Source organism: Deinococcus maricopensis DSM 21211 (genome assembly GCF_000186385.1).
Classification (GTDB): Bacteria; Deinococcota; Deinococci; order Deinococcales; family Deinococcaceae; genus Deinococcus_B; species Deinococcus_B maricopensis.
The window spans coordinates 2,625,957-2,650,924 of the sequence record NC_014958.1 but is presented as its reverse complement, the minus strand read 5'-3'; the positions used below and the strand labels follow the sequence as shown (position 1 = coordinate 2,650,924).

Genomic DNA, 24,968 nt, shown 5'->3' with positions numbered 1-24,968 from the left:
ATCACCTCACCCTACCTTGCAATCAAGTCAACCCAGGAACGGAAGCGCGCAGGTCCGGCGCTGCAATTGATTGCTGTGGCGGTTTCGTCCCCCGTCAACGCCCTCGCAACGTGCCGTTTCGCTTGACGTACACGCAGAGCAGCGCGTAGATTCCCTTCGTAAGTTCCGAAAAAACGGAAGATTCGGCCCCGCAGCAAAGGAGGTGAACCCATGCCCCACCACGCCCGCACCGACGTCCTCGACCCCGCCGCCGTCCGCGCCCGCCACACCCTGCTGATCCTCGACCAGCTCTGGCACGAAGACCTCGCCCGTGTCGACCTCGCCGCCCGCGTCGGCCTGTCCCGCAGCGCCATCAGCAGCATCATCAACGAACTGCACGCCGCGCACCTGGTCCTCGAAGTCGGCCGCCGCGAACGCCACCACGCCGGACGCCGCGCCACCGTCCTCACCCTCAACGCGCAGGCCGCCTTCCTGATCGCCGTCGACCTCGGCGCCACCCACGTCCGCGCCGCCCTGCTCGACCTGCGCTGCCGCGTCCTCAGCACCCGCGAAGTCCCCCACGACATCCAGACCGGCCCGGAGCGCACCTACGCCGCGATTCACGAACTCATCGCCGCCGTGCTCGCCGACGCCAGCGTCAGCGTCGAACGCGTCGCCATGATCGGCGTCGGCATCCCCGGCCCCGTCGACCACCACACCGGCCGCGTCGTCAGCCCCCCCAACATGCGCGGCTGGGACGACGAGAACGTCGCCGGCAACCTGGAACGCACCTACCCCGCCCCCGTGTACGTCGACAACGACGCCAACCTCGGCGCCCTCGCCGAACACCGCTTCGGGCAGCGCGCCGGCACCGCCGACCTCGTATACGTCAAGGCCGCCACCGGCATCGGCGCCGGCGTCATCCTCGGCGGACGCCTGCACCGCGGCGCGCGCGGCGGCGCCGGCGAAGTCGGCCACATCAGCATCAACGAACACGGCCCCGCCGGCCGCAGCGGCAACCCCGGCAGTCTGGAAAGCTACGCCAGCGCCCCCGTCATCCTCGACATCTTCCGCGCATACGCCCGCGCCGGCGCCACCACCAGCCTGCCCGCCGACACCGACCTCACCGGCCTGATGCGCGCCGCCGACCGCGACCCCCTCGCCCGCCGCGTCTGGCAGGAAACCGGGCAGCACCTCGGCATTGCCGTCACCACCATGCTCAACCTCTTCAACCCCGGCGCAGTGGTCCTCGGCGGCACCCTCTCGCGCGCCGGCGAGCCCCTGCTGCACGCGGTGCGCGCCGTCGTCCAGCACCGCGCCATGAGCATCAACCGCGACCGCGTGCACATCGACCTCGGCACGCTCGGCGCCATGACCACCGTGCTCGGCGCCGGCGTCATGCTCCTCGACCACCTCTTCACGCCCACCGGCCTGCGCCACCTGTACGCCGTCGCGAACGGCAGCGCCTACGCCCCCGCTCCACCCCGCGCGCCCCCACTGCTCGTCGCCCACACGGGCACCGACCGGACCGCGCTCCAAACACGCCCCACGCTCATCCCAGGAGGGACCACATGAAACGAATCAAAGCCGCCCTGCTCGTCACCACCGCGGCGCTGCTGGCCAGCAGCGCCAGCGCCGCCGGAAAACTGGAGATCTTCTCCTGGTGGTCCGGTGACGAAGGCCCCGCCCTCGAAGCGCTCGTGAAGCTCTACAAGCAGAAGTACCCGAGCGTCGACGTCGTGAACGCCACCGTCGCCGGCGGCGCCGGCACGAACGCCAAGGCCGTCCTCAAGACCCGCATGCTCGGCGGCGATCCGCCAGACAGCTTCCAGGCGCACGCCGGCCAGGAACTCATCGGCACCTGGGTCGTCGCGAACCGCATGGAGGACCTCAGCAGCCTCTTCAAGAGCGAAGGCTGGACCACCAAGTTCCCCAAAGACCTCCTCCCGCTCATCAGCAGCAAAGGCGGCATCTGGAGCGTCCCCGTGAACGTGCACCGCAGCAACGTCATGTGGTACATCCCCGCCAACCTCAAGAAGTGGGGCGTCACCGCGCCCAAGACCTGGGACCAGTTCCTCACCACCTGCAAGACCCTCAAGACCAAAAACGTCACGCCCCTCGCCCTCGGCGAAAACTGGACGCAGCAGCACCTCTGGGAAAGCGTCGCCGTCGGCACGCTCGGCGCGCAGGGCTGGCAGAACCTCTGGAGCGGCAAGCTCAAGTTCACCGACCCCAAAGTCGTGAAGGTCTGGGACACCTTCGGCAAAGTCCTCGACTGCACGAACAAGGACGCCTCCGGCCTCTCCTGGCAGCAGGCCACCGACCGCGTCGTCAACGGCCAGGCCGCGTTCAACATCATGGGTGACTGGGCCGCCGGCTACCTCAGCACCACCAAGAAACTCAAGCCCGGCACCGGCTTCGGCTGGGCGCCCAGCCCCAGCACCAGCGGCACCTTCATCTTCCTCGCGGACAGCTTCGGCCTGCCCAAGGGCGCCAAGGACCGCGCCGAAGCCCTCAGCTGGCTCAAGCTGCTCGGCAGCAAACAGGGCCAGGACACCTTCAACCCGCTCAAGGGCAGCATCGCCGCGCGCGTCGACAGCGACCTGAGCAAGTACAGCACCTACAGCCAGAGCGCCGCGAAGGACTGGAAGAGCAACAAGATCGTCGGCAGCCTCACGCACGGCGCCGTCGCCCCGGAAAGCTTCACCAGCACCTTCGGCACGGTCATCGACGCGTTCGTCGCCAGCCGCAACGCGCAGGTCGCCGCGGCCACCACGCAGCAACTCGCGGACAAAGCCGGCCTCGGCAAGTAACGCACCCGCGCGGTGGAGAAACCCTCCACCGCGCGCTGCGTCCACGCGCCGGCGCGCTGCGCCCGCGCACGCCTGCAAGGCACGTCATGAGCGAACCGGGACGGCGGCCCCCCGCCGTCCTCTCGCTTGAAAGGAGGGGACGCCCCCTGTGAAACGCCTGTCTACGGACCGCTTGTGGTCCATGCTCGTCCTCGCACCGTCCGTGATTCTGCTGGCGGTGTTCGTGTACGGCTTTATCATCCGCACCGGCTACACCAGCCTGACCGACTGGGGCAACAACTCCCTGGCGCTCGACACCACCGTCAAGCACAACTTCATCGGCCTCGCGAACTACCAGGACCTCTTCACGAGCCTGCTGAACGCCCGCTTCCGCCAGGACCTCGTGAACACCCTGTTCTTCACGGTGTTCTTCATCGCCGGCTGCCTCGGCCTGGGCCTCGGCCTCGCGCTGATGCTCGACCGCAACCCCAAAGCCGAAGGGCTGTGGCGCACCATCTTCCTGTTCCCCATGAGCCTGTCGTTCATCGTGACAGGCACCATCTGGCGCTGGATGCTGCAACCCCAGGGCGGCGTGAACAAACTGTTCGGCCTGGACCCCGACAAGTACGAGTGGCTCACCAGCCGCTCCAGCATCTGGCAGTTCGACTGGAACAAAGTCCCGCTCATCACCGCCATCGTCGTGGCCGTGGTCCTCGCCGCCGTCGGCGTCCGCGCCCTGCGCGACGCGAACCGCACGCGCACCATCGTCGCCTTCGCGTGCGCCGCGCTGCTGCTCGCCTGGGCGCTGCTCGTCGCCCCGCGCCTCAAGTTCATTCCCGTCCCTGAACTGCACGGCTTCAACATCGCCTTCATCGGCATCCTCATCGCCGCCATTTGGCAGATGAGCGGCTACACCATGGCGCTGTACCTCGCCGGCCTGCGCGGCATCCCCGACGAGCTGCGCGAAGCGGCCCGCGTGGACGGCGCGAACGAATGGGGCACGTACCGCCACGTCGTGTTCCCGCTGCTCGCCCCCATCACACTCAGCGCCATGATCGTCCTCGGGCACATCAGCCTGAAGATCTTCGACCTCGTGTACGCCATGACCGGCCCGGACAACGCGCCCACCTCCGTGCCCGCGCTGCTGATGTACATCACGTCGTTCCGCGCGAACCAGTTCGCCGTCGGTGCCGCCATCGGCGTGGTCCTGCTGATCCTCGTGGCCATCATCATCGTCCCGTACCTCGCCAGCCAGTTCCGAGGGGAGAAACGCGCATGACGACCACTCCCGCCCCCAAAGGCGTCACGGCCAAGAGCAGCAACCGCCCCCGCATGAACATCGGGCGCCCCCTGATGTACCTCGGGCTGATCATCGCGGCGCTGTTCTTCCTCACGCCCATCTACCTGCTCATCATCACGGCCCTCAAAACGCCGGAATCCATTGACCTCGCCACCACCTGGCAGTTCCCCCGCATCATCAACTGGGCGAGCTTCTCGGAAGCGTGGGCGAAAATCGGCGGGAACCTCGGCAACAGCCTGTTCCTGGCCGTCACCGCGACGCTGCTCAGCGCCGTCATCGGCAGCCTCAACGGGTACGCCCTCAGCAAATGGAAGTTCCGCGGCGCCAACACCCTGTTCGCGCTGATGCTGTTCGGCATGTTCATCCCGTACCAGAGCGTCCTGATTCCGCTGTTCGAGTTCGTGAAGAGCATCGGCCTGTACGGCAGCATCTGGGCGCTCGTGCTCGCGCACGTCGTGTACGGCCTGCCCATCACGACGCTGATCTTCCGCAACTTCTACGCGGACGTGCCCGACGCGCTCATCGAGGCCGCCACCATCGACGGCGCGGGCTTCTGGAGCATCTACAGCAAGGTGATCTTCCCGATCAGCATCCCCGGCTTCGTCGTCGTGATCATCTGGCAATTCACGCAGGTCTGGAACGAGTTCCTGTTCGCCGCGACGCTCACCAGCCCCAGCAGCCAGCCCGTCACGTACGCGCTGTCTCAGCTTGCGGGCGGTCAGGCGGTCAGCTGGAACCTCCCCATGGCCGGCGCGATCCTCGCGGCGCTCCCGACGCTGCTCGTGTACATCCTGCTCGGGCGGTACTTCGTGCGCGGCCTGCTCGCCGGCTCCGTCAAAGGCTGAGTTGACAGTCCAGCTGCACAAAAGAGAAGGCCACCCATCCGGGTGGCCTTCTCTTTCATGGTGGAGGGTTACGAGCGGCGCTGGACGCGCACTTCGAACTTCCCGCTGTTCCCCATGCCCTTCACGGTCAGGGTCGCGGTGCCCCCGTCACGACGGTACTGCGCGGTGATCTGGTTGCCTTTCGCGTTCATGCTGACCATCTTGTACCCCTGGCCCTGCAGTTCGCGGTTGTAGTGGTCGTACACGCTCCGCAGCGTCTGCTGACGGTTCGTGAAGCTGTACTTCCAGTCGCCGGACTGCGTCCACGCGGGTGCGTTCTGCGCCGGCTGCGTCGTGATGGACTGCACCAGCACCTTCTGGCGCTCCGCCGGCGCGTTCTGCGCGGGTTGCGTCGCCAACGGCTGCGCGGCGGGCGGGGCCGGCTGGGTCGCCTGCGTGGCGCCCGCCACGTTGTACGCCGCGGTGTCCGTCACCCAGTTGTTCTGCGGAACGGGATTCACGACGATGCTGAGCGCCTGCGCGAACTTCTCCTGCCCGGTCACGTTCACGGTCGCGAAGCTGTCCTGGCTGCTCTTGAAGCTGCTCAGCTGCGACAGGTTCAGCGGCGTCTTGCTGGCGAGCGCCAGCACCTTGTTCACGCCGTTCGGCCCGGCAATATCGAACGTGAAGCGGTCATTCGTGCCCGGGAACGCCTTGACGGTGTTCGCCTTCACGAACGCGTCGCCGCTCGCGAACTTGTTCGGGAGGATCTGGTCGACGCGGCCGTCCGGGTTCACGTTGAACAGGTACACGTACGCGTCCTGGCTGGGCGTCACGAACAGGCGGATGCGCTCACCGACGCGGTAGATGGGCGTCTGCGCGCCAGTCGCGTCGCGGTCCGTCCAGACCTTCACGCCCAGGCTGGGCTTCACGGGGTTCACGATGATGCTCTGCGCGCTGATCTGCGGCGCCGCGCTCGCAGTGCCGAGCAGCAGGGTCAGGGGAAGCAGGAACTTGTTCATGGGGTCATCCTGCCCCCGCGCAGTGACCCGAGCCTGACGCGCCCCATGAAGCACCTGAGGCGTGCGCTCAGTCCCCCCTCATGCCGCCGTGCGCCAGCGCGCCGGCAGGGGAGAGCCGCTCAGCCTTCCAGCATGCGCGCCCACGCCGCCGGGTCCTCCCCGAACGCCAGCACCTTCCCGCCGCGCACCAGCGGCAGGCGCAGCAGCTCTGGGTGGTCCATGACCCGCTGCACGTACCCGTCCTCGCTGAGGCGCAGGTACGCGAGGTTCAGGCGCTCGTACGCCTTGCCTTCCGTGTCCAGCAGCGCCGTCAAGCCGAACTTCTGCGTGAACCTCGCCAGTTCCCCCTTGCTGATCGGTTTCGCGGCGAGGTCCACGTAATGGATCTTCACCTTGCGCTCCTTGAAGAATCGCTCGGCGGCGCGCGTCGCCGCGCTCTTCTTCAACCCGAAAATCTGCACGCTCACTTCGCTCGGCATGCGCTCAGGGTAGCGCCAGTGCCGCCGGAACTCCCAGCGTCCGCAGCGCCGCCAGCGTCGCGTCCGCGCCCGTGTGCACGATGCCGTGCAGGCCCACCGTGCGCGCCGCCTCGATGTTCTGCGCGCGGTCATCGATCATGACCGCTTCGTCCGCGCGGACGTGCGCCAGGTCCAGCGCCACCCGGAAGATCGACAGGCCCGGCTTCGTGAGGCCCAGGTAGCAGCTGCTGAAGAACCCCAGCAGGAACGCGTCCAGCGCGAACGTCCCGATGCGGTGCGCGTTCAGCTCCCGCGACTCGTTGTTCAGGGCGTACATCCGCGCCCCCGCGCCCGCCAGGGCCCGCGCGAGCGTGAGCGTGTCCGCGTGCGGCTGGCTCTGCGCGAACATCGCCGCGCGGAACGCGTCCGCGCTGCACGGCGCCGCGCCGCCGCCGAACACCGTCTGCGCGAGGTAGTCGTCGAGCGTCACGCGGCCCGCTTCCAGTTCCGGCGCGATCAGGCGGTGCCGCGCGTCGAACGTCTCGGCGTCCAGCCCGAACTGCTCGACGACGCGCGCGCGCTGCTCCCGGTCCCAGCCGTTCGTGAGCAGCACCCCGCCGATATCCCAGAAGATCACGCGAATGGTCATGCGCGATGCTACCCCAGCCGGCAAAACGGCGCGCACAGCCCCGCCCGGACCAAAGGCAGGGGGCGCGGAACCCCGCGCCCCCTGCCCCTCAGGCGTTACTCGCTCTGCTTGTCTTCCTTGAGCTGCGCGAGGCGTTCCTCGCGCGGGTTCACGTTCGTGAGCACCCGCTCGAACGCCGCGACGACCTCGTCGATCTGCGCCTTGCTGATCGTGAGCGGCGGCAGGAACCGCACGACCAGCGGCGTCGCCTGCAGCGTCAGCACGCCCTCGTCATGCTCCAGCGCCGTGATGTACGGCGCGCTCTTCTCCTTGAGTTCCACGCCGATCATCAGGCCCAGGCCGCGCACCTCGCGGATCTTCGGCGACTGGATCGCGCGCAGCTTCTCCATGAAGTACGCGCCCTTCTCCGCCGCCTGCTCCCACAGGCGCTCGCGCCGCATGAACCCGATGGCCGCGATGCCCGCCGCCATGCTGAGCGGGTTCCCGCCGAACGTCGTGCCGTGCCCACCCTTGGGCATCTTGTTCGCGACGTCCTCGCTCATCGCGAACGCGCCGATGGGCACGCCGCCCGCCATGCCCTTCGCGAGGGTCATGCCGTCCGGCACGACGCCGCTGTGCTCCGACGCGAACATCTTCCCGGTGCGGCAGAAGCCCGTCTGAATCTCGTCGAGGATCAGCAGGGCGCCCTTCTCGCGCGTGAATTCACGCGCCGCGCGGATGAACTCCGGGTCAGCCGGGCGCACGCCGCCCTCGCCCTGCACCGGCTCCATGATCACGGCGGCCGTCTCCTCCGTGATGGCAGCGCGCAGCTCCTCGATATTGCCGTACGTCACGAACGTCACGTGCTCGTTGTCGACGGCGGCGCCGAACGGCTCGCGGTACTTCGGTTCCCACGTGAACGCCAACGCGCCCAGGGTGCGGCCCGAGAAGCCGCGCTTCATGCTCACGAACTTGCTGCGGCCCGTCGCGGTGATGGCGAACTTCTTCGCGGCCTCCATGGCCTCGGTGCCGCTGTTGCACAGGAAGACGCGGTTCAGGTCGCCCGGCAGGACGTCCACGAGATCACGCAGGAACTGCGCGCGTTTGTCGTTCGGGACGGTCTGCGGCATCACCATCAGCTGCGCGGCCTGCTCCTGCACGGCCTTCACCACGTCGGGGTTGCTGTGGCCGACGTTCGCGACGCCGTACCCGGCGACGCAGTCGATGTAGGCGCGCCCTTCGGTGTCCCAGACGGTCGCGCCTTCCGCGCGGCTCATCACGACGTTGTGCTTGTTGTACACGCCGCTGTCGAGGGTGTTTTCGAGTTCCAGCCAGTTGTCTTGCGTCACGGTCATGCCGTTTCCTCCTTGGTCTCGCGGGGCGCGCCCGGCGTGCCCTTCAGTCTAAACCCGTCGTCATGCGGCGTCGGTGACGGCGGCAACGCCGGCCAGTCGGATGTCTGGACGGCCTGCGCCGACCAGTTCTCCTTGCCGCTCCAGCGCTCCACACTCAGGGCGTACACGGTCGTGCGCGCCAACGCCGCCTCACTGATCGGCATGAGCTCCTGACCGGGGCGCAGGTCCGGGAAGTACTTCGCCGTCAGGGCGTCCAGCGCGGCGCGCGCCTCGTCCGCGTCGTCCAGCACGCGGGCCGTGCCGAACACCATGACGCTGCGGTACTGCATGCTCAGCTCCAGGGGGTCGTTGCTGGGCAGCAGCGCGCCCACTTCGGACGCCTCCAGGCACACGCGTTCGTGCCGGTCGGTGTTCGCGCGGAGCCGCCCGGCGATGTTCGAGTGGTAGATGACGTCGTGCGTGGCCGCGCGGTACACGAACGACGTGGGGTGCACGAACGGCCAGTCCTCCCAGCGCGTCGCGACGCGGCACACCGGAACGCGCTCCAGCAGCGCGCGGATCCAGGCGGCGTCGCGGCGGTTCTGCGGGCGGCGGCTCAAGCTGGCGTCCCGCACGTTCGGGTCGTAGTACGTCATGGGTGTTCCTCCTGAAGGGGCGTCCGCCGTCGAGCGTGTGAGGGCCTGGGTGAGCGGCCGCTCGCGCGTGACCGTGGTGCGCATGCTGGTACGCTACGGAGGAAGTGGCCCGGACACCAGCACCACTCGAAGCCAAAGCGCGCAGGCCACTTGCCGCGCGCGCGGCCCTCCCGTTCACCATCCCCCTCGACCGGGAGGCGCCCGAGTCGCTCCCGCAGCAGATCGCCGCGTACCTGCGCGCCGCCATCCGCGACGGCCGCCTCCCCCCCGGCACGCCCCTCCCCAGCTCCCGCGCCCTCGCCCGCGACCTCGGCGTCTCCCGCGGCGTCCCCCTCGACGCCTACGCGCACCTCCTCACCGAGGGCTACCTCGAAGCGCAGCATGGCAGCGGCACCCGCGTCGCCCGGGACCTCCCCCCCGGCGCGCCCACCCCCGTGCGCGCCGCGCCGCCCACCTGGCTCCCGCCACTCATCCCCGCCCCGGTGGACCCGCCCGCCACGCCCGGCGGGGTGCACCTGCGCCTTGGGCAGCCCACCACCCGCACGCTCGACACCCACGCATGGCGCGCCGCCTGGACGCACGCCACCCGCGCCGCCCCACCCGACGACTACGGCGACCCGCGCGGCGACCCCGCGCTGCGCGCCGCCCTCGCCACGTTCATTGGCCGCGCCCGCGCCCTCAGCGCCCACCCGGACGACCTGATCCTCACGAACGGCAGCGCGCAGGCCATCACGCTCATCGCGCGCGCCCTCCTGCCGCCGAGCGCGACCGTCGCCTTCGAGGACCCCGGGTACCGCCTCGCACGCACCGCCCTCGCCGAAGCGGGCGCGCGCATCCTGCCCATCGCCGTCGATGACGACGGCCTGCGCGTCGACACCCTCCCCGTCGGTCCCGACGCGCCCCGCCTGGTCTTCGTGACGCCCAGCCACCAGTACCCGCTCGGCGTGCGCCTCGCCCTCCCGCGCCGCCTCGCCCTGCTCGCCTGGGCCCGCGCGCACGACGCCCTCATCATCGAAGACGACTACGACGGCGAATATCGGTACGACGCGCCCCCGCTCCCCCCGCTCGCCAGCCTCGACAACACCGGCCGCGTCCTGTACGTCGGCACGCTCAGCAAGGTCCTCACGCCCGCCGTCCGCACCGCCTTCATCCATGCCGCGCCGCCCCTCGCCGCGCGCCTCACCCGCGCCCGGCAGGTCACCGACGCGGGCGGTGACGCCATCACGCAGGCGGCGCTCGCGCACTTCATCGCCGGCGGGCACCTCGACCGTCACGTGCGCCGCACCGCCCGCACCTACGCGCAGGTCCGCCAGACCCTCAGCGACGCCCTCCTGCCCCTCAAACCGCACGCGACCCTGCGCGGCCTCGACGCCGGCCTGCACGCCTGCCTGGACCTCGCCCCGCCCCTGCGGGCGGACCGGGTGGCTGCTGCCCTCGCCACGCGCGGCGTGCACGTGCAGACCCTGCGCGGTTACTACGCCGAGCCGAGCGAGCACCAGGCGCTCCTGCTCGGGTACGGCTCACTCACCCACGCCGACGCGCAGCACGCCGCGCGCACCCTGCGCAGCGTCATCATGGCCCTGCGCGACGAGGAGGGGGCAGCCTGACCCAGGCTGCCCCCTCCTCGTGAGTTACTGACGTTGCTGCGGCTGCTCGCCGGTGCCCTGCGCGTCACCGGACGGGCTGTACGTCATGCACGCTGCCTGCGTCCCTGAGAAGCTCACCTCGATCTGCCCCGCGTGGCAACGGCGCTCCTGGTTGAAACGGCAGTCCTGGGCCTCGCACACGCCAACGATGCTGGTGTCTTGCTGCGTCATGATGGACCTCCTTGCCGCCATGCTCCACGACCCTCCACGCCCCAAGCGTGAGGGCCGCTGCAAGGTGAAGGCCGCCCGCAGGCTTCCTTAAGCGCGCGCCCCGACGCGCACACCCCCGCATGAGAACCACCCGGGTTAATTCAGCAACGCGCCCCGAATGCCCCGCGCGCACTGCACGCGGTGCCGGACCTCCTGCGCGTCCAGCGTCCCATGCGCCTGCAACCCCAGCGCCACCACCGACACTTCCGTCCACTGCGCGCGCAGCACACCGCGCGCACGCGCCAGCAGCACGCGCGCGTACGCGGACACCTCCTGCGCCTCATCGGCGTTCAGCGTGCGGCGCAGCCAGTCTTCCGCGTCTGCCAGCGACCCGGGCGTGAGCCCCTGCAGTTCGCGCGCCGCCGCGCCCGCCACGCGCACCAACGCGTCCTCCTCCAGCAACGCGCGGTTCAGGCGCGCCGCTTCCGGCAGCACGCGGCTCGCGTACACCACGCCGCCCTGCCCGCGCACCGACACGCTCGACACCCGCACCGCCGGACGGTCCAGGCTCAGAGCCAGTACGGCCTCCGCCGCCAAGGCGTGCGCACGAACGGAAACCTCATCGGTGGGGGAGGGCAGCGGGGTCTGCAGCAGGGCGTCCATCAAAACCAACTATACCGATCAGGTTTGCCCCCGCAAGGGACGCAGGCACCTTTCCCCACCCCATGCATGGAGAAACGCCCACTACCACCCCCACCCCCCCACCCGATGTAATGCACGCATGACCCACCGCGCCGCCATCGTCGGCTCCGGCCCCAACGGCCTTGCCGCCGCCATCACGCTCGCCCGCGCCGGCCTGCGCGTCGACGTGTACGAAGCCGCCCCCCACCCCGGCGGCGCCCTCCGCAGCGCCCCCCTCACCCTCCCCGGCTTCACCCACGACGTCGGCTCCGCCATCCACCCCCTCGCCCTCGCCAGCCCCTTCTTCCGCACCCTCCCCCTCGAACGCTACGGCCTGCAGTGGGTCCACCCCGACCACCCCGTCGCACACCCCCTCGACGACGACGCCGTCATCCTCCACCGCAGCGTCGACGCCACCGCCGACGAACTCGGCCCAGACGGCCCCGCCTACCGCCGACTCCTGCAACCCCTCGTCGACCACGCCGACGCCCTGTTCGACGCCACCCTCCACCCCCTCCTGCGCCTCCCCCCGCACCCCTTCGCCCTCGCCCGCTTCGGCCTGCTCGGCCTGCCCCCCGCCGAACTGCTCGCCCGCGCCGCCTTCCGCACCCCCCGCGCCCGCGCCCTGTTCGCCGGCCTCAGCGCCCACGCCAACCTCCCCCTCAGCACGCCCGGCAGCAGCGCCTACGGCCTCATGCTCGCCCTCACCGCCCACGCCGTCGGCTGGCCCTTCCCGCGCGGCGGCGCCGGCACCCTTACCGACGTCCTCATCGCGTACCTCCAGCACCTCGGCGGACGCATCCACCTGAGCACCCCCATCAACCACCTCCGCGAACTCGACGCGGACCTCAAACTCCTCAACGTCACCCCCCCCGAACTCCTGCGCCTCGCCGGCGACACCCTGCCCGCCCCCTACGCTGTCCGGCTCCGCCGCTACCGCTTCGGCCCCGGCATCTACAAAGTCGACTACGCCCTCAGCGAACCCATCCCGTGGCGCGACCCCCGCGCTCGCCGCGCCGGCACCGTCCACGTCGCCGGCCCCCTCGCCGACGTCGTCACCAGCGAAGCCGCCGCCCCCCACCACGCCCCACACCGCCCCTACCTCCTCCTCGCCCAGCACACCCCCTTCGACCCCACCCGCGCCCCCCACGGCCAGCACACCGCCTGGGTGTACGGCCACGTCCCCAACGGCAGCGACCCCCACCTCCTCCCGAACCTCGAAGCACAAATCGAACGGTTCGCGCCCGGCTTCCGCGACGTCATCCTCGCCCGCACCGTCACCACCCCCACCCAAGCGCAGGCCGACAACCGCAACCTCCTCGGCGGCGACGTCGCCGGCGGCCTCAACACCCTCTGGCAGACCCTCGCCCGGCCCGTCTTCTCACCCACCCCATACCGCACCCCCCTGCCCGGCGTGTACCTCTGCAGCGCCAGCACCCCCCCGGCGGCGGCGTCCACGGCATGGGCGGCCACCTCGCCGCCCTCACCGCCCTCACCGACACCTACGGCCACTGAAGCCACACGAAGCTGCGCCGGGCGGGGAGCCGCACGCGCCGGGCGGGGAGCCGCACCACTCCCCGCCCAGCGCGGCCTCACGCCGCCCCTACTCCACCGGCGGCAGCAGCCGCAACTGCGCCCGCAACGCCGACGTATCCACCCGGTCCGCCGTCACCTCCATGAACACCAGATCGAACCGCTCCGCGCCCAGCCGCACCGCCCCCGAACGCCGGCCAAACGTCCGGAATCCCACCTTCTCGTAACTGCGAATCGCGCGCGTATTGAACGCATACACCCGCAACATCACGTTCTGCAGCCCCAGGTGAAACACCCCGTACTCCACCATCAACCGCGTCGCCTCCGACCCGAACCCCGACCCCCAATCCGCCGGATCGAACACGCACACCCCCAACTCCGCCGTGCCCTGCCGGTGATCCACGTCCCGCAGATCCACGACACCCACCACGCGCCCCGTCCCGCGCTCATACACCCCCAGCGTCACCGAGCGCTCCTGCACGCGGCTCACACTCTCGAACCACGCCAGTTCATCCTCCAGGCTGAACGCCACCCCCGCGCCCCGCAGGTACGACGTCAACTCCAGATTCTGGAAATGCGGCGCGAACACCGGCACGTCCTCCCGCCGCAACTTCGACAACACCACCCGATCACCACTCAACACCGCAGGAATCGACATGCGTCAGGGTAAAGCCTCCCACCGCTCGCGGCATGCGCAGACCAGCGTACCCTGAACCTCATGACCGATACTCCCAACGCCCGCCACACCATCTTCGGCGACCAGCACGACCGCATCCTCGAACGCCTCGCGCGCCTCGACCCGGACCTCGCCACGTACATCCGCGACTTCGCGTACGACACCATCTACGACCGCCCCGGCCTCGACCTGAAAACCAAGGAACTCATCGCCTGCGCGCTGCTCACCTCCCTCGGCAGCCCCCCCGAACTCCGCACGCACCTGCGCGGCGCCCGCCGCGCAGGTGCCACCGACCAGGACATCCGCGAGACGCTCCTGCTGTGTATCCCGTACCTCGGCTTCCCCCGCGTCGTCGCGGCCCTCGCGCACCTGCAGGACATGACGGAATAAGAAAAGGCCCCTGCACAGAGCAGAGGCCGCCTTTCATAGAGGTTAGAAGCGGTAACCGATCCCGACCTTGAACTTGAAGACGCTGCCGGGCTGGTTCACCAGGTTGTCGTCGGCGCGGTAGGCGTCGGTGCCGGGCTGCGTGGTCACGCCGTTGCTGGTGATGGGCGCCGCAAAGAACTGGTCGAAGCCCAGGTCGCCAAGCAGGCTGAGGTTGCGGTCAATGCCGTAGTCCAGCAGGACGCCCGCGCCCAGACCGAACTGGTTGGTGGTGTAATCCGACGTGGTGGTCGTGGCGCCAGGGGTGGTGATCGTGCCGCGGAACATGTTGTAGCGCGGGCCGGCGTACAGCGTGGCCGTGGTGTTCTGCGCCAGGGTGCCCAGGCCATAGGTTACGTCCACGCCGACCGTGGTGTTGCTGCCGCTTTCCGTGCTGTTGGTGCCCGTCTTGTAAGCGGCGAAGGTGGGGTAACCAATGGCGGCGAAGGCCGTTGATTGGTCGTTGAAGGCATCAACGCCGGTGTAAGCGGTGGTGGCACGCAGCCCCAGCCCGTTGAAGAGGTTGGGCGCGTGGACGCTGACTTCGCCGCCGAGGCCGCCGGAAAAACCGCCGGTCAGGCCAAGCTGGAAGTTGGAGGTTTGCGCGGCGGCCGTGGCGGCGCCAGCAAGAACGAGGGTCATCAGGGTCTTCTTCATACCTCACCAAGATGGCGACCAAAGATGAGGAAGGCTCCTCAGAAACCCCACGAACGTCTTTATTTCATGAGGAGTGCTCAATCAGGTTTCGCTGGGAAGAGCGTTCCGCCCGCACTTCAACGCCTCCTCAGAAGCGGGGTTCAAAAGACTGCGTCAGACTTCTCATGATAAAGCCTGGATTTTTGGACCTTGAAACTGCTGAACAGCATGCAACGGTGCGGGCGAGGTTGTGCCTCGCCCGCACCGTTGCGTGTGGTCAGAAGTTGTACGTGACGCCAACGCGACCGGCAAATCCACCGTTGTTCAGGAACCGGTAGGTCGCTTCACCGAACAGCCCGAACTGGCCGTCCAGGGGGACGTTCACACCCGCAGTGAGAGCAGGGTTCACGGTGACGCTGTTCCCGAAGAAGCCAAGTGAAACGCCGGGGCCGACGTACACGCCGAGCTGACCGGCGTCAAAGTTCACGAGGGCGTCCGCGTTCAGGCGGGCGCTGCCGAGCAGGTCGGCAGACAGGCGACCGTCGATGCTGTAGCCACTGAGGTTCGCGAGGTTGCGGGCGGTCACGCCGACGTTCACGCCAACGGTGCTGCCGAAGTTCCCGGCGAGGTTGAACGTGAGGGCTTGTGCGCCCGCGGCGCTGGTCACAGCGAGCGCCAGAAGCATCAGGGTTTTTTTCATGAGAGACCTCCTGAGCCGAATGGTACACGTGAGGTCAGCCAGAAGCTGTTCAGCGGCAGTGTATGGACCTCTCATGTTGCCCCCAGGGAGTTCGTGTGTGACGTACACTCGGCGCATGGTGAACCTGAAGAACGTCACAAGCGACGGCGTCGGCACCGCCGGTCTGGACTGGCCGAACGCCCTCGAACAGCACGCGTCCCGCCTTGAGGCGGCCCGCGACGCGATCCTGCAGCGCCACGCGAGCGGGCAGGACCCGTACCTCGGCTGGATCGACCTGCCGGACGGCGAGGTGCTGGGCGAAGTGCAGGCGCTCGCCGCGCAGTACGCGGGGGAGTTCGACGATCTGGTGGTGCTCGGGATCGGCGGGAGCAGCCTGGGTGGCCTGACGGTCCTCACGGCCCTGCAGCACCCCTACCACAACCTGATGCGCGAGCGGCCCGCCCTGCGCGTGCACTTCATTGACAACGTCGACGGGGACGTCATCACGGGGCTGCTGGAGGTACTGGACCCCGCCCGCACGCTCGTGAACGTCATTTCCAAGAGTGGAACCACCACCGAAACGATGGCCGCGTACCTGACGTGCAAGGCGTGGCTGCAGCAGCACGTCGGTGAGGGGTACGCGCGGCAGATCATCGCCACGACCGATCCGCAGAAGGGCATCCTGCGGCCCCTCGCGCAGCGCGAAGGGTACGCGACGTTGCCGGTGCCGCCGAACGTCGGCGGGCGCTTCAGCGTGCTGTCCGCCGTGGGCCTGCTCCCCGCCGCGCTCGGCGGCGTGGACGTCGAGGCGCTGCTGCGGGGCGCGCGCCGCGCGAACGAAGCGTTCCGCGCGGGTGCGCACGACAACGCGATCCTGCAGACGGCCCTGGTGAACTGGCTGGCGGGCGAGGCGGGCCGCAACATCCTGGTGTTCATGCCGTACAGCACGCGCCTGCGCTACCTCAGCGACTGGTTCGCGCAGCTGTGGGCGGAGAGCCTCGGGAAGCACAAGCCGGGCGGCGGGCACACCGGCACGACGCCGGTGAAGGCCGTCGGCACGACCGACCAGCACTCGCAGGTGCAGCTGTACCGCGAGGGCCCGAGCGACAAACTCGTGGTGTTCGTCCGCGTGGACGCGCCCGACCGTGACGCGCGCATCCCGAACGCGGAGCCGAACGAGCCGGAAATGAACTACCTCGCGGACGCTCCGTACGGCCGCCTGATGAACGCGGAACTCGTCGCGACGGCGCACGCGCTCGCGCAGGCCGGGCAGATGAACTACACCCTCAGCCTGGAACGCATCGACGCTGAGCAACTCGGGCACCTCCTGCAGTTCCTGATGCTGCAGACGGCCGTGGTGGGCGAGCTGCTCGGCATCAACGCCTTCGACCAGCCCGGCGTGGAACTCGGCAAGGTCCTCACGTACGCGCTGATGGGCCGCCCCGGCTTCGATCAGCAGCGCGAAGAACTCCGCGCCGCCGGCGTCCAGGTCGACTGAACCGGAGAGCAGGAGGGCGCGCTGCACGCGCGCCCTCCTGCTCATGGGGTGGCAGGGTGACCCGGCGGCCACGCCGCCCAGAGGTACACCATCGCCTCGGCCATACTTGCGCGGCCCGGCGGGCACGGTCCCTCGCGGGTCACGCCCGCTTCCGCGGTCACCGTCCACCCCTCACGCTCCAGCAGCCACGCCACCTCGAACGGCGTGAGCCCGTTCATCGGTGACGCCTCCGCGTACAGCCGCGCAAGGTGCAGCGCGCGCGTGCGGTTCCCCGCGCCCAGCACCCCCAACACCACAGGGCCACGCGTCACGCGCGCCAGTTCCCGCAGCGCGGCCAGCGGGCCCGCGACCCATTCCAGCGCCGTCAGGCACAACGCCCCCCCGAATGCCCCGTCGGGGAAGGGAAGCGCCTCCAGGGCCGCGCGGACGAACGGCACTTCCGGGAACCGCGCACGCGCCTGAACGAGCAGCGCCTCACTCAAGTCCACGCCCTGCACGTCCAGTCCCCGGGCGTGCAGGGCTGCCGCGTACGTCCCGTCGCCGCACCCGGCATCCAGCACGCGCGCACCCACCGGAAGGTGGGTGCGCGCAAACGAGAGGATCGCGTCATCCGGCGCGCCCGTGCGTTCCGCGCGGCGCGCCGGCCAGACCTCCGCCCAGGCGCGCCACACGTCCGCCGGGTCCCGCACGGGTCAGGCACTCAGTTTGATCAGGAACCGCCCGCACGACGGGCACTTCACCGCCGGGAGTTTCCCCTGCGCCGCACGCTGCTGCACGTTCACCGGCAGGTTCACGTTGCAGCCCTGGCAGCGCCCGCCCGTGAACGGCACGATACCCAGGCCCTTCTTCGCCTTGCGGATCAGGTCATACTCCTTCACGAGGCGGCGGTCAATCTCCGCCGCGATCGCGTCGCGTTCCGCGCGGATCTTGTCCGCCTCGGCGCGCAACGCACCCACGCGCGCCTCGTCCTGCTCCTCCAGACCGCCCAGGTGCGGACGCAGCGCGCGGTGCTCGCCGCGCAGGCCCGCTGCGGTGCCCGTGAGCGTTTCGCGCCGCTCGTACAGCGGCGCGAGCGTCTCCTCGTAATCCGTGACGCGCTCCGACAACTGCTGAATCAGGTTCTCGTACTGCGACTGCACCTTCGCGTTGAAGGCGTTCTTCTCCTGCTCCGCGCGGTTACGCTCAACCTGCTCCCGGGTCGTACCGAGATCCAGTTCCGTCTGACGCACCTGCCGCTCCACGCGCTCCAGTTCGATCTCGGCATCTTCGAGGGCGTTGTTGATGCGTTCCTGCTCTGCGCGCGCATCCCGCAGCGCATCAGGAATGCCGGCTTCTTCACCCTGCAACCGGTCGAGTTCAAGGTCCAACTGCTGCACACGGTACAGGCGTTCGAGGGGGCCGCTCTGAGTCATCGTGCCCAGTGTACCCCGATCACGCAGACCGAACGGCGCGCGCCCGACGGTACAACCCCACGTAAATCGCCAGCACCGACCCCGCATACATCAGCAGCGTCACCGTGAACAGCACCGTGAACGCCGACCCAAACGGCAGATGCGCGCGCACCACCCCCGACGCGAGGCTGCTCAGCGCCCACCCCAAATCCCACGCAATCGTGTTCACGGCGCTGTACGCATTCCGGTCCCCCTCATGCAACGTGTCCATCGCATACGCGCTGTACACCGGCCCCGCCGCGTTCATCAGCGCGCCCCGCGTGAACAGCGCCACCGACACCATCCACAACTCCGGCGCGAACCCCAGCAACGCCAGGAACGGCAGGCTGCTCGCCTGCACGACCAGCACCGCGCGAATCTGCCCCAGGCGCCGCACCAGCCACGGCTGCACCAACGCCGTCACTGCCGTCGCCAGACTCGTCCACGCGAACAGCGTCCCCAGGCTCGCGTAACTCACCTGGAATTTCCCCTCAATGAACACATTCAGGAACGGAATCGTCGCGCCCGCCCCCAACCCCACCAGCACGTTCGGGAACACCAGGCGGAACATCTGCGCGCGGTCCCGCACCGCCAGCGTCCGCCCCTGCAGCGCCTTCCGTGGCCGCCCACTCGGACGCAACCGCAACAACGGCAGCAACCCCAGCAACTGCATCACCGCCGACGCAATAATCGCCACCCGCAGCGCCCGCAGGTCATGCGCGCCGCCACCCAGCACGCTCGCCGCCCACGTCGGCACGCGCCCCCCCAGCAGGTTCCCCAGAAACCCCGCCCCGGTCATCAGCGCACTCTGCGCACTGAACATCGTCACGCGCGACGCCTCATCACTGTGGTTCGCCATGAACGGCGCGCTCGACACCACCAGAAACGCCGCGCCGACACCCTGCACAAGTCCCCCTGCCACCGCGAGGCCCGCACCATTCGCGCACGCCAGCAACGCCGTCCCCACCACCCCCAGCGCCGCCCCGATCTGCAACGTCCGCGCATTCGAAATGCGCCGCGCCAGCGATGCCGCCGGGATGCCCGCCACCACCAACGTCAACGCCGGCAGAGCATTGACGAACCCCTGCCACTCCGCGCCCAACCCCAACGCCCGCAGGTAAAAATTCAGGAACAACGCATTGAACGCCTGCGCCAGCCCGAACGAAAATGACCCCGCCAGAAACAACCACACCGGTCGCGTGAACCGCCACGACATACCGGCGGTCACGTACTCACCTCCACACCCACCTGCGGGCACACCGCCGCGAGCGCGCAGGCACTGCACACCGGACGCCGCGCCAGACACACCCGCCGCCCATGCAGAATCAGCGCGTGATGCAGAAACACCCACTGCTCCCGCGGGAACAGGCGCTGCAACTGCACCTCCACCTTGTCAGGATTCGTCTCCGCCGTGAACCCCAGACGCCGCGCCAGGCGACCCACGTGCGTATCCACCGCAATCGCCGGAAACCCGAACGCATTACTCAACACGACGTTCGCCGTCTTGCGGCCCGCACCCGGCAGTGCCACCACTGCATCAAAATCATTCGGGACGTCTCCACCATGGCGCTCCACCAGCAGCCCCGCGAGCGCCACCAGATTCCGCGCCTTGTTGCGGTACAGGCCAATCGTACGGATGAACCCCTCCACATCCTCCACGCGTGCTGCGGCGAGCGCGAACGCATCCGGGTACGCGGCAAACAGGGCCGGGGTCGCCGCGTTCACGCTCTTGTCCGTCGCCTGCGCACTCAGAACCGTGGCGACCAGCAACTCAAAAGGATTCCGGAACGCCAGCTCCGTACGGGCATCCGGGTAGAGGTCCTGCAGACGGGCGAGCACCTCAGTGGCACGCTGACGCAAGGCGGGCGGCACGCGAGGTGCAGGGGAACGGGACGTCATGGCCGGGACAGCATAACGCCCGTTCGGATGAGCTCTACCCTACGCACAATGGCGGAGGGACTGGGTCCCTCCGCCATTGTGCATCCTCCGTTACTCGTGGGAAGGACGCAGGGCGTGCGGGAAGAGGTGGAGGTTGCTGGCGCGGACGAGGGGATCATGGGCGGTGCGGCGCGCGTACGCCACGCAGCGGTCCCGGCGGGCCTGCAGGGCGTCGTCCGGGGTGGCCAGCAGGGCCTCGAGGGCGCGCAGGAACTGTTCAGGGTGGTGCAGGTCGCACACCCAGCCCACCCCCTCGGCGTCCAGGTCCTGCCACGGCGTCTGGTCACTCAGCACCACCGGGCAGCCGGCGCCCAGCGCCTCCAGAATCACGTGCCCGAAGTTCTCCCCCTGCGTCGGAAACAGGAACCCGTCGTACTGCCCGAACACCGTGTGGGCCTCGGCGTGGTCGACCACGTCCCGGTAGGTGACCTGCACGTGCTCGGGCAGGTGCCGCATCGCTGCGCGGCAGGCTTCCCAGTACGCGCGGTCCTCCAGCGGGCCGTACACGTCGAGCGCCAACGGGGTGGGCCACTGCGCCAGCAGCTTCAGCGCGTACAGCAGGTTCTTCTTCGGCGTGATGCGCGACAGGAACACCAGGCGCGGCACGGCGCCCCGCGTGAAGCGGGGCGCGGGGGTGTCGCCCACCGCGTCCGGAATATTCGGGGCGATCTGAACGTGGACGGGCCCGAGCTGTCGGCGGATGTCGCACTCCTCCAGGAAGGCGGACGCCTGGAAGACGTCCACGACTCGATCGAGGCGCAGGCGGCGGAAGAACGTCAGGTACAGCTGCTTCTTGGCGCGTTTGAGCTGCAGGGCGCCCGGGGAGAACTCGCCGCGTGGGGCGAGCACCACCTTCAGGGGGGGGCGCGTGCGGCGCAGGTACAGCAGCAGGCGGATCACCGTAGGCGAGAAGAAGCTGTTCAGGTACAGGTACTGCGCGCCCAGGTCCAGCGCGCGCTGCACGATGTGGGCGGCGGTGAAGTGCGCGTCGTCCAGGTAGAGGTTGTGGGAGTGGGGCGTCTGGATCAGGGTGTTGGGGGTGAGGTCGGCGTAGACCTGCCCGTCGATGTCCTTGTTGCGGGTGATGACGAGGAAGTCCAGCTCGCCGCTCAGGGCGGCGGTCATGTTCGCCAGGGTGGTGACGGGGCCGCCGGCGAGTCGGCCGGGCAGGTAGGCGTCCATGACGGCGGCGATCCGCCCGGGGGCCGGTGGGGTGTGCGGAGGTGGGGGCAGCGGGTGGGAGCTCGTCATGCGGCGTGCTCCAAGCTTACTGAGGCGGGCCCTTCACGCGACCTTCTGGTTTCGTTTAGACGCAGCGCCGCCACCACCAGCACCCACTGGGAACTTGTCTGTGGACTGCATGCCGAGCACCTCAAGTGTCCGGGAGTTCCCGTCCGCAATGTGGGCAGGTGTGCCGCTGCCGGGACCGCCTCAGCTCCTCTGCGAAGCCGCTGGCGATCAGGCCCGCGGGGAGAGCCACGATACCTACGCTCAGCACCATGATGAATCCTGCGAGGACCTTCCCAAAGGGTGTACTAGAGCGTGTTCGCAAAGTCTGTCATGCTGACATTGGGGCGCTTGACAGAGTGGCCGAATGTGAGGAGCCGCCGCAAGGACGTCCTCTGGCGCCCGCAAGGGAGAGTCCACAAGGGTTCGAATCCCTTACGCCCCACGAGCTCGCCATCTTTACAGAGGCGAGCTCGCCTTTTAAGCACTTTGCAAACACGCTCTAGAGTAGACGTCACCGTAGCCGACCGTACACAGTGTGCGTCACTCACGCACACACGTGCTCAGCTCAGGGGAATAGCGAGTGAGACGAGGTTCACGCTCAGGTCCTCATTCAACTGGAACCGCACCTGCAGCAGTTCGAGGAGTTCCGTCAGTTCTGCCGCGCTGGCCCCCGCGAGTTGCGCCTGCAGGCCGGACAGATCCGGTGGCAGGACTGGCGCGGGTAGCGGGGCGGGTTCCAGATTCGCGCGCTCGATCAGCAGGGCGTTGCGCCGGCGCTCGAACGTGGGCCGGTCAATGAGGCTGTCGAGGTGCAGGTCGACCAGCTTCGCCATCTTCGCGTCCAGGTCCTCACGCTGTTCAGCGTACGGGTCGGGCTGCGCACTTGAGTGTGCATTCAACAGCTGCGCGAGGTTCGGCGCGTCGAACCAGGAGCTCAGCGCCTCACGGGCCCGCTGCTCCATGAGGTCCGCGCGGACGGCCGGCGCGCGGCGTCCGAATGCGGGGCAGGGGAGGCGGAGGTGCAGGCCGAACGTGCAGCGATAGTACAGGAAGTTGCGGCCCGGCTTGGGTTTCTGGTAGCCGTTCATAGGGGCGCCGCACGCGCAGAGGAAGTGCCCCTTGAGGGGGTAGCGGCTCGCGTCACGGCGCGCGTGCGTCTGCACGTTGGTGCGTTGCGCGCTCACCCATGTGGCCTCATCGACGATGACCGGCACGGGAACGGGCACTCACCGTGTGGGGTCGTCGGCGTGGCGGTGCCGCCCGAACTGGAGGACGCCCTGGTAATACGCCTCAGTGGTGATGATGAAGCGCACCTGCGAGGCGGTCCACCCGCCGCCGCGTTGCGTGGGGATGCCCTGCGCGTCGAGGCGCGCGGCGACCACGGCGTACGGCGTGGCGTTCTGCGCGGCGCTGAATACCGCGCGCACGGCGTCCGCCATGGGGTCATCAAGGAGCACGCGCCCGTCCTGGCCGCGGCGATAGCCCATGGGAAGGCCACGCCCAGCGACGGGCATGATGCCCTGCTGCGCGGCCTGCAGGCGGCCACCGGCAGTGCGTTCGCGGGTGGTTTCGAGCTCCAGTCCCGCGAGCGCGGCGAGGATGGTGAGCATGAGGCGCCCGGCGGGGGTGTCTGTGTCGATGTTCTCGGTAAGACTGACCAGGTGCGCGCCGGCGTTGCTGATGCGCTTAGTGATGCCGAGCAGCTGCACGGCCCCCACGCCCTAGGCGGCTGAGGCTGTGGACGATCACGGTGTCCCCGCGTTGCAGGTCTGCGAGGAGAGCGTGCAGGCCGGGCCGGTCGTCGCGGCGCCCGCTGATTCCAGCGTCTCCGTAGTACTGGAGGTCGCGGAGTTTCTGGTAGCGGCATTAGTCCTCAGCGGCGGTGCGCTGGGCGCCCAGGCCGTAGCGTTCGACCTGGGCGGTGGTGCTGACGCGGAGGTAGATGTGGGCAGTCATGCCAGCTTGACCTATTCGCGACACTGAGTGATGACGGCGGTAGTAACGCCCATGGGTATCTATTGTAGAAGGTTGCTGATTTTAGGTATGGGACACCTTGAAAATGTGAGTTTTTTTGCATAAAGGTAGTTTTGTGAGGTTTTCCTCTACATATCTCTTAAAGTGCCCTCATTCTGTAAGACGGCTGTAAGTCCTATTTGCGTAGGATTCAACCAAGCAGCAGACGAGAACAACACCATCCCCGCTGCTTCTAGCCCTAACCTCGCCGAACCGGTTTCCATACATCCTTTATCCGGAACGGCATCCAGGAGACACCATGAACAACAGCAAACGCACCGAAGGCTTCACCCTGATCGAACTTCTGATCGTCATTGCCATCATCGGTATTCTGGCTGCGGTCCTGATCCCGAACCTCCTCGGCGCTCAGAAGCGTGCCTACGACACCGGTGCTCAGAGCTGCGCCAAGAGCATCCAGACCGTCCAGGCTCAGGCTCAAATTGACAATCAGACTTACTCCCCGATCCAAACGGGCACCAACGCTATTGTCAAGGCGACCGAAGGCGTGGCCACGGTGTGCAGCGATACCAACACCCGTGTGCTTCAGAACGCTGCACCCACTGGTACGACGTATGACATCACGGTCTGGGATGTCCGTGGCAGCAAGGGCTACAAGATCACGCCCTCGGGTCTGACCCCGGTTGCTCTCCCCGCCAGCGGCGGCGCGCCCCTCTCCTAATAGGTTAATGGCGTAAAAGTTGAGTGGCGGGGACGCCACTCAACTTATTGAAACCCTCAGAAGGAGAAGCTTCATGAACAACAGCAAACGTACCCAAGGTTTTACCCTGATCGAACTTCTGATCGTCATTGCCATCATCGGTATTCTGGCTGCGGTCCTGATTCCGAACCTCCTCGGCGCTCAGAAGCGTGCCTACGACACCGGCGCTCAGAGCTGTGCCAAGAGCATCCAGACAGCTGAAGCAACTTTCCAAATTGACAAGCAGGCGTACTTCACTATCAACAAGACGAGTGCGGCCGCTCCTGCGCTCACAGCGGGTACTATCGCCGCTGCTGGCGCACCGGCGCTTGCTGATGCTGGTCTTAGCAGCTCCTGCAGCATTGATCAGATGCGCATTGTGACCACGGGCGCTGCGAGTGGCACGACGTACACCATCACGGTAGGCGACACCCGTGGAAGCAAGACCTTCACGATTACCCCTGAAGCCCTGAGCAGTGCGGGCGGCGCTCCGAGCTGATCTACGCTTCCAGCTTTAAAAAGAGAACGACTTTCGCGGTCGTTCTCTTTTTTTGGAGTCAAATGCATGGATAGGCCAGTACTACAAGTCTCTCTGTTTGTTTTTTGCTTAGCTATATTTCCGTTGCTTATAAATCCAGTTATATCCTTAAACGCTAACGAGGTATATAGCTATACTAAATTGGTTTGGATATATTGTTTACTTTTGCCTATTTCTATTTGGATATTCCATAAGAATATTCCT

General features: G+C 68.0%; 27 protein-coding genes, 1 tRNA gene and 1 pseudogene. 11 read left to right on the top strand and 18 right to left on the bottom strand.

The window, feature by feature from the left end:
• The first annotated feature begins 210 nt into the window (after positions 1–210).
• The 4 genes from DEIMA_RS12360 to DEIMA_RS12345 all read left to right on the top strand — a co-directional run bounded on the left by DEIMA_RS12360 (position 211) and on the right by DEIMA_RS12345 (position 4,916).
• A complete protein-coding gene (locus tag DEIMA_RS12360) occupies positions 211–1,554 on the top strand; it encodes an ROK family transcriptional regulator (protein WP_013557601.1) in 1,344 nt (447 codons plus the stop codon).
• Complete coding sequence (locus DEIMA_RS12355; protein WP_013557600.1) at positions 1,551–2,792, top strand: ABC transporter substrate-binding protein; 1,242 nt, start codon at positions 1,551–1,553, stop codon at positions 2,790–2,792. Before DEIMA_RS12360 ends, DEIMA_RS12355 begins: the two co-directional genes overlap by 4 nt.
• A 148-nt stretch (positions 2,793–2,940) precedes the next feature.
• On the top strand, positions 2,941–4,050 hold the full coding sequence (locus DEIMA_RS12350) for a carbohydrate ABC transporter permease (protein WP_013557599.1): 1,110 nt from the start codon (positions 2,941–2,943) through the stop codon (positions 4,048–4,050).
• On the top strand, positions 4,047–4,916 hold the full coding sequence (locus tag DEIMA_RS12345) for a carbohydrate ABC transporter permease (protein WP_013557598.1): 870 nt from the start codon (positions 4,047–4,049) through the stop codon (positions 4,914–4,916). The genes DEIMA_RS12350 and DEIMA_RS12345 overlap by 4 nt, the downstream gene beginning before the upstream one ends.
• 68 nt (positions 4,917–4,984) lie before the next feature.
• On the opposite strand, the gene DEIMA_RS12340 is transcribed toward DEIMA_RS12345, so the two are convergent.
• The 5 genes from DEIMA_RS12340 to DEIMA_RS12320 form a co-directional block, all read right to left on the bottom strand.
• Entirely contained in the window at positions 4,985–5,917 is a 933-nt protein-coding gene (locus DEIMA_RS12340; RefSeq protein ID WP_013557597.1) for a DUF4384 domain-containing protein, read from the bottom strand.
• Positions 5,918–6,036: 119 nt separating this feature from the next.
• Positions 6,037–6,396, bottom strand: a complete 360-nt coding sequence (locus DEIMA_RS12335) for an ArsC/Spx/MgsR family protein (RefSeq protein ID WP_013557596.1) — start codon at positions 6,394–6,396, stop codon at positions 6,037–6,039.
• Between the two features lie 4 nt (positions 6,397–6,400).
• Positions 6,401–7,024 (bottom strand): HAD-IA family hydrolase, encoded by a 624-nt coding sequence (locus tag DEIMA_RS12330; RefSeq protein ID WP_013557595.1) that lies wholly within the window; start codon positions 7,022–7,024, stop codon positions 6,401–6,403.
• Positions 7,025–7,119: 95 nt separating this feature from the next.
• On the bottom strand, positions 7,120–8,358 hold the full coding sequence (locus tag DEIMA_RS12325) for an aspartate aminotransferase family protein (protein ID WP_013557594.1): 1,239 nt from the start codon (positions 8,356–8,358) through the stop codon (positions 7,120–7,122).
• Positions 8,355–8,993: a pyridoxamine 5'-phosphate oxidase family protein gene (locus DEIMA_RS12320; protein ID WP_013557593.1), complete on the bottom strand. Its 639-nt coding sequence runs from the start codon at positions 8,991–8,993 to the stop codon at positions 8,355–8,357. The genes DEIMA_RS12325 and DEIMA_RS12320 overlap by 4 nt, the downstream gene beginning before the upstream one ends.
• A gap of 104 nt (positions 8,994–9,097) precedes the next feature.
• Here DEIMA_RS12320 and pdxR point away from each other — a divergent pair, with 104 nt between their 5' ends.
• Positions 9,098–10,600, top strand: a complete 1,503-nt coding sequence (pdxR, locus tag DEIMA_RS12315) for a MocR-like pyridoxine biosynthesis transcription factor PdxR (protein ID WP_013557592.1) — start codon at positions 9,098–9,100, stop codon at positions 10,598–10,600.
• Positions 10,601–10,624: 24 nt separating this feature from the next.
• On the opposite strand, the gene DEIMA_RS12310 is transcribed toward pdxR, so the two are convergent.
• Together DEIMA_RS12310 and DEIMA_RS12305 are read right to left on the bottom strand one after the other, a co-directional pair.
• Positions 10,625–10,810, bottom strand: coding sequence for a DUF1540 domain-containing protein (locus tag DEIMA_RS12310; protein ID WP_013557591.1), 186 nt, complete (start codon positions 10,808–10,810; stop codon positions 10,625–10,627).
• Between the two features lie 135 nt (positions 10,811–10,945).
• Complete coding sequence (locus DEIMA_RS12305) at positions 10,946–11,452, bottom strand: hypothetical protein (RefSeq protein WP_013557590.1); 507 nt, start codon at positions 11,450–11,452, stop codon at positions 10,946–10,948.
• 118 nt (positions 11,453–11,570) lie between these two features.
• Between DEIMA_RS12305 and DEIMA_RS18910 the strand changes: the two are divergent.
• A pseudogene (locus DEIMA_RS18910) lies at positions 11,571–12,254 on the top strand (phytoene desaturase family protein); the annotation flags it as partial.
• Positions 12,255–13,073: 819 nt separating this feature from the next.
• On the opposite strand, the gene DEIMA_RS12295 reads toward DEIMA_RS18910, so the two are convergent.
• Positions 13,074–13,661, bottom strand: a complete 588-nt coding sequence (locus DEIMA_RS12295) for a GNAT family N-acetyltransferase (RefSeq protein ID WP_043816719.1) — start codon at positions 13,659–13,661, stop codon at positions 13,074–13,076.
• Between the two features lie 60 nt (positions 13,662–13,721).
• Between DEIMA_RS12295 and DEIMA_RS12290 the strand changes: the two genes are divergently transcribed.
• Positions 13,722–14,069, top strand: a complete 348-nt coding sequence (locus DEIMA_RS12290) for a carboxymuconolactone decarboxylase family protein (protein WP_013557588.1) — start codon at positions 13,722–13,724, stop codon at positions 14,067–14,069.
• A gap of 42 nt (positions 14,070–14,111) precedes the next feature.
• Here DEIMA_RS12290 and DEIMA_RS12285 read toward each other — a convergent pair whose 3' ends face one another.
• Positions 14,112–14,762 (bottom strand): hypothetical protein, encoded by a 651-nt coding sequence (locus DEIMA_RS12285; protein WP_013557587.1) that lies wholly within the window; start codon positions 14,760–14,762, stop codon positions 14,112–14,114.
• A gap of 256 nt (positions 14,763–15,018) precedes the next feature.
• Positions 15,019–15,441 (bottom strand): hypothetical protein, encoded by a 423-nt coding sequence (locus tag DEIMA_RS12280; protein ID WP_013557586.1) that lies wholly within the window; start codon positions 15,439–15,441, stop codon positions 15,019–15,021.
• 115 nt (positions 15,442–15,556) lie between these two features.
• Between DEIMA_RS12280 and DEIMA_RS12275 the strand changes: the two genes are divergently transcribed.
• The gene (locus tag DEIMA_RS12275) at positions 15,557–16,918 is read left to right on the top strand and encodes a hypothetical protein (protein ID WP_043816718.1); all 1,362 of its coding nucleotides are present in this window, start codon (positions 15,557–15,559) and stop codon (positions 16,916–16,918) included.
• Positions 16,919–16,959: 41 nt separating this feature from the next.
• On the opposite strand, the gene DEIMA_RS17000 is transcribed toward DEIMA_RS12275, so the two are convergent.
• The 5 genes from DEIMA_RS17000 to DEIMA_RS12250 form a co-directional block, all read right to left on the bottom strand.
• Positions 16,960–17,607 (bottom strand): class I SAM-dependent methyltransferase, encoded by a 648-nt coding sequence (locus DEIMA_RS17000; RefSeq protein ID WP_013557584.1) that lies wholly within the window; start codon positions 17,605–17,607, stop codon positions 16,960–16,962.
• Between the two features lie 3 nt (positions 17,608–17,610).
• Complete coding sequence (locus DEIMA_RS12265; RefSeq protein ID WP_013557583.1) at positions 17,611–18,330, bottom strand: zinc ribbon domain-containing protein; 720 nt, start codon at positions 18,328–18,330, stop codon at positions 17,611–17,613.
• A 19-nt stretch (positions 18,331–18,349) separates the two neighbouring features.
• Entirely contained in the window at positions 18,350–19,564 is a 1,215-nt protein-coding gene (locus DEIMA_RS12260) for an MFS transporter (RefSeq protein ID WP_043816716.1), read from the bottom strand.
• Between the two features lie 8 nt (positions 19,565–19,572).
• Complete coding sequence (gene nth, locus DEIMA_RS12255; RefSeq protein WP_013557581.1) at positions 19,573–20,247, bottom strand: endonuclease III; 675 nt, start codon at positions 20,245–20,247, stop codon at positions 19,573–19,575.
• Positions 20,248–20,337: 90 nt separating this feature from the next.
• Positions 20,338–21,537: a glycosyltransferase gene (locus tag DEIMA_RS12250; RefSeq protein ID WP_013557580.1), complete on the bottom strand. Its 1,200-nt coding sequence runs from the start codon at positions 21,535–21,537 to the stop codon at positions 20,338–20,340.
• A gap of 320 nt (positions 21,538–21,857) precedes the next feature.
• Between DEIMA_RS12250 and DEIMA_RS17955 the strand changes: the two genes are divergently transcribed.
• A tRNA-Cys gene (locus DEIMA_RS17955) sits at positions 21,858–21,958 on the top strand.
• Between the two features lie 118 nt (positions 21,959–22,076).
• On the opposite strand, the gene DEIMA_RS12245 is transcribed toward DEIMA_RS17955, so the two are convergent.
• From DEIMA_RS12245 to DEIMA_RS18965, 3 genes are read right to left on the bottom strand one after another with little or no spacing between them, the layout of a single operon-like run.
• Positions 22,077–22,742: a hypothetical protein gene (locus DEIMA_RS12245; RefSeq protein WP_043816714.1), complete on the bottom strand. Its 666-nt coding sequence runs from the start codon at positions 22,740–22,742 to the stop codon at positions 22,077–22,079.
• Positions 22,743–23,225 carry a recombinase family protein gene (locus DEIMA_RS12240; RefSeq protein WP_169311939.1) on the bottom strand — a complete coding sequence of 161 codons (483 nt, stop codon included), beginning with the start codon at positions 23,223–23,225 and terminating at the stop codon, positions 22,743–22,745.
• Positions 23,203–23,304 (bottom strand): hypothetical protein, encoded by a 102-nt coding sequence (locus DEIMA_RS18965; RefSeq protein ID WP_425358182.1) that lies wholly within the window; start codon positions 23,302–23,304, stop codon positions 23,203–23,205. The genes DEIMA_RS12240 and DEIMA_RS18965 overlap by 23 nt, the downstream gene beginning before the upstream one ends.
• 484 nt (positions 23,305–23,788) lie before the next feature.
• On the opposite strand from DEIMA_RS18965, the gene DEIMA_RS12235 reads away from it, so the two are divergent.
• Entirely contained in the window at positions 23,789–24,208 is a 420-nt protein-coding gene (locus DEIMA_RS12235; RefSeq protein ID WP_013557579.1) for a type IV pilin protein, read from the top strand.
• A gap of 73 nt (positions 24,209–24,281) precedes the next feature.
• Complete coding sequence (locus tag DEIMA_RS12230) at positions 24,282–24,725, top strand: prepilin-type N-terminal cleavage/methylation domain-containing protein (protein ID WP_013557578.1); 444 nt, start codon at positions 24,282–24,284, stop codon at positions 24,723–24,725.
• Positions 24,726–24,968: the final 243 nt, after the last annotated feature.

Bases quoted from the DNA above. Each gene is read 5' to 3' on its own strand.
- DEIMA_RS12360 (WP_013557601.1), top strand. From the start codon at position 211: ATGCCCCACCACGCCCGCACCGACGTCCTCGACCCCGCCGCCGTCCGC.
- DEIMA_RS12355 (WP_013557600.1), top strand. From the start codon at position 1,551: ATGAAACGAATCAAAGCCGCCCTGCTCGTCACCACCGCGGCGCTGCTG.
- DEIMA_RS12345 (WP_013557598.1), top strand. From the start codon at position 4,047: ATGACGACCACTCCCGCCCCCAAAGGCGTCACGGCCAAGAGCAGCAAC.
- DEIMA_RS12340 (WP_013557597.1), bottom strand. From the start codon at position 5,917: ATGAACAAGTTCCTGCTTCCCCTGACCCTGCTGCTCGGCACTGCGAGC.
- DEIMA_RS12335 (WP_013557596.1), bottom strand. From the start codon at position 6,396: ATGCCGAGCGAAGTGAGCGTGCAGATTTTCGGGTTGAAGAAGAGCGCG.
- DEIMA_RS12330 (WP_013557595.1), bottom strand. From the start codon at position 7,024: ATGACCATTCGCGTGATCTTCTGGGATATCGGCGGGGTGCTGCTCACG.
- DEIMA_RS12325 (WP_013557594.1), bottom strand. From the start codon at position 8,358: ATGACCGTGACGCAAGACAACTGGCTGGAACTCGAAAACACCCTCGAC.
- DEIMA_RS12320 (WP_013557593.1), bottom strand. From the start codon at position 8,993: ATGACGTACTACGACCCGAACGTGCGGGACGCCAGCTTGAGCCGCCGC.
- DEIMA_RS12310 (WP_013557591.1), bottom strand. From the start codon at position 10,810: ATGACGCAGCAAGACACCAGCATCGTTGGCGTGTGCGAGGCCCAGGAC.
- DEIMA_RS12305 (WP_013557590.1), bottom strand. From the start codon at position 11,452: ATGGACGCCCTGCTGCAGACCCCGCTGCCCTCCCCCACCGATGAGGTT.
- DEIMA_RS12295 (WP_043816719.1), bottom strand. From the start codon at position 13,661: ATGTCGATTCCTGCGGTGTTGAGTGGTGATCGGGTGGTGTTGTCGAAG.
- DEIMA_RS12290 (WP_013557588.1), top strand. From the start codon at position 13,722: ATGACCGATACTCCCAACGCCCGCCACACCATCTTCGGCGACCAGCAC.
- DEIMA_RS12285 (WP_013557587.1), bottom strand. From the start codon at position 14,762: ATGAAGAAGACCCTGATGACCCTCGTTCTTGCTGGCGCCGCCACGGCC.
- DEIMA_RS12280 (WP_013557586.1), bottom strand. From the start codon at position 15,441: ATGAAAAAAACCCTGATGCTTCTGGCGCTCGCTGTGACCAGCGCCGCG.
- DEIMA_RS12275 (WP_043816718.1), top strand. From the start codon at position 15,557: ATGGTGAACCTGAAGAACGTCACAAGCGACGGCGTCGGCACCGCCGGT.
- DEIMA_RS12265 (WP_013557583.1), bottom strand. From the start codon at position 18,330: ATGACTCAGAGCGGCCCCCTCGAACGCCTGTACCGTGTGCAGCAGTTG.
- DEIMA_RS12260 (WP_043816716.1), bottom strand. From the start codon at position 19,564: ATGTCGTGGCGGTTCACGCGACCGGTGTGGTTGTTTCTGGCGGGGTCA.
- nth (WP_013557581.1), bottom strand. From the start codon at position 20,247: ATGACGTCCCGTTCCCCTGCACCTCGCGTGCCGCCCGCCTTGCGTCAG.
- DEIMA_RS12250 (WP_013557580.1), bottom strand. From the start codon at position 21,537: ATGACGAGCTCCCACCCGCTGCCCCCACCTCCGCACACCCCACCGGCC.
- DEIMA_RS12235 (WP_013557579.1), top strand. From the start codon at position 23,789: ATGAACAACAGCAAACGCACCGAAGGCTTCACCCTGATCGAACTTCTG.
- DEIMA_RS12230 (WP_013557578.1), top strand. From the start codon at position 24,282: ATGAACAACAGCAAACGTACCCAAGGTTTTACCCTGATCGAACTTCTG.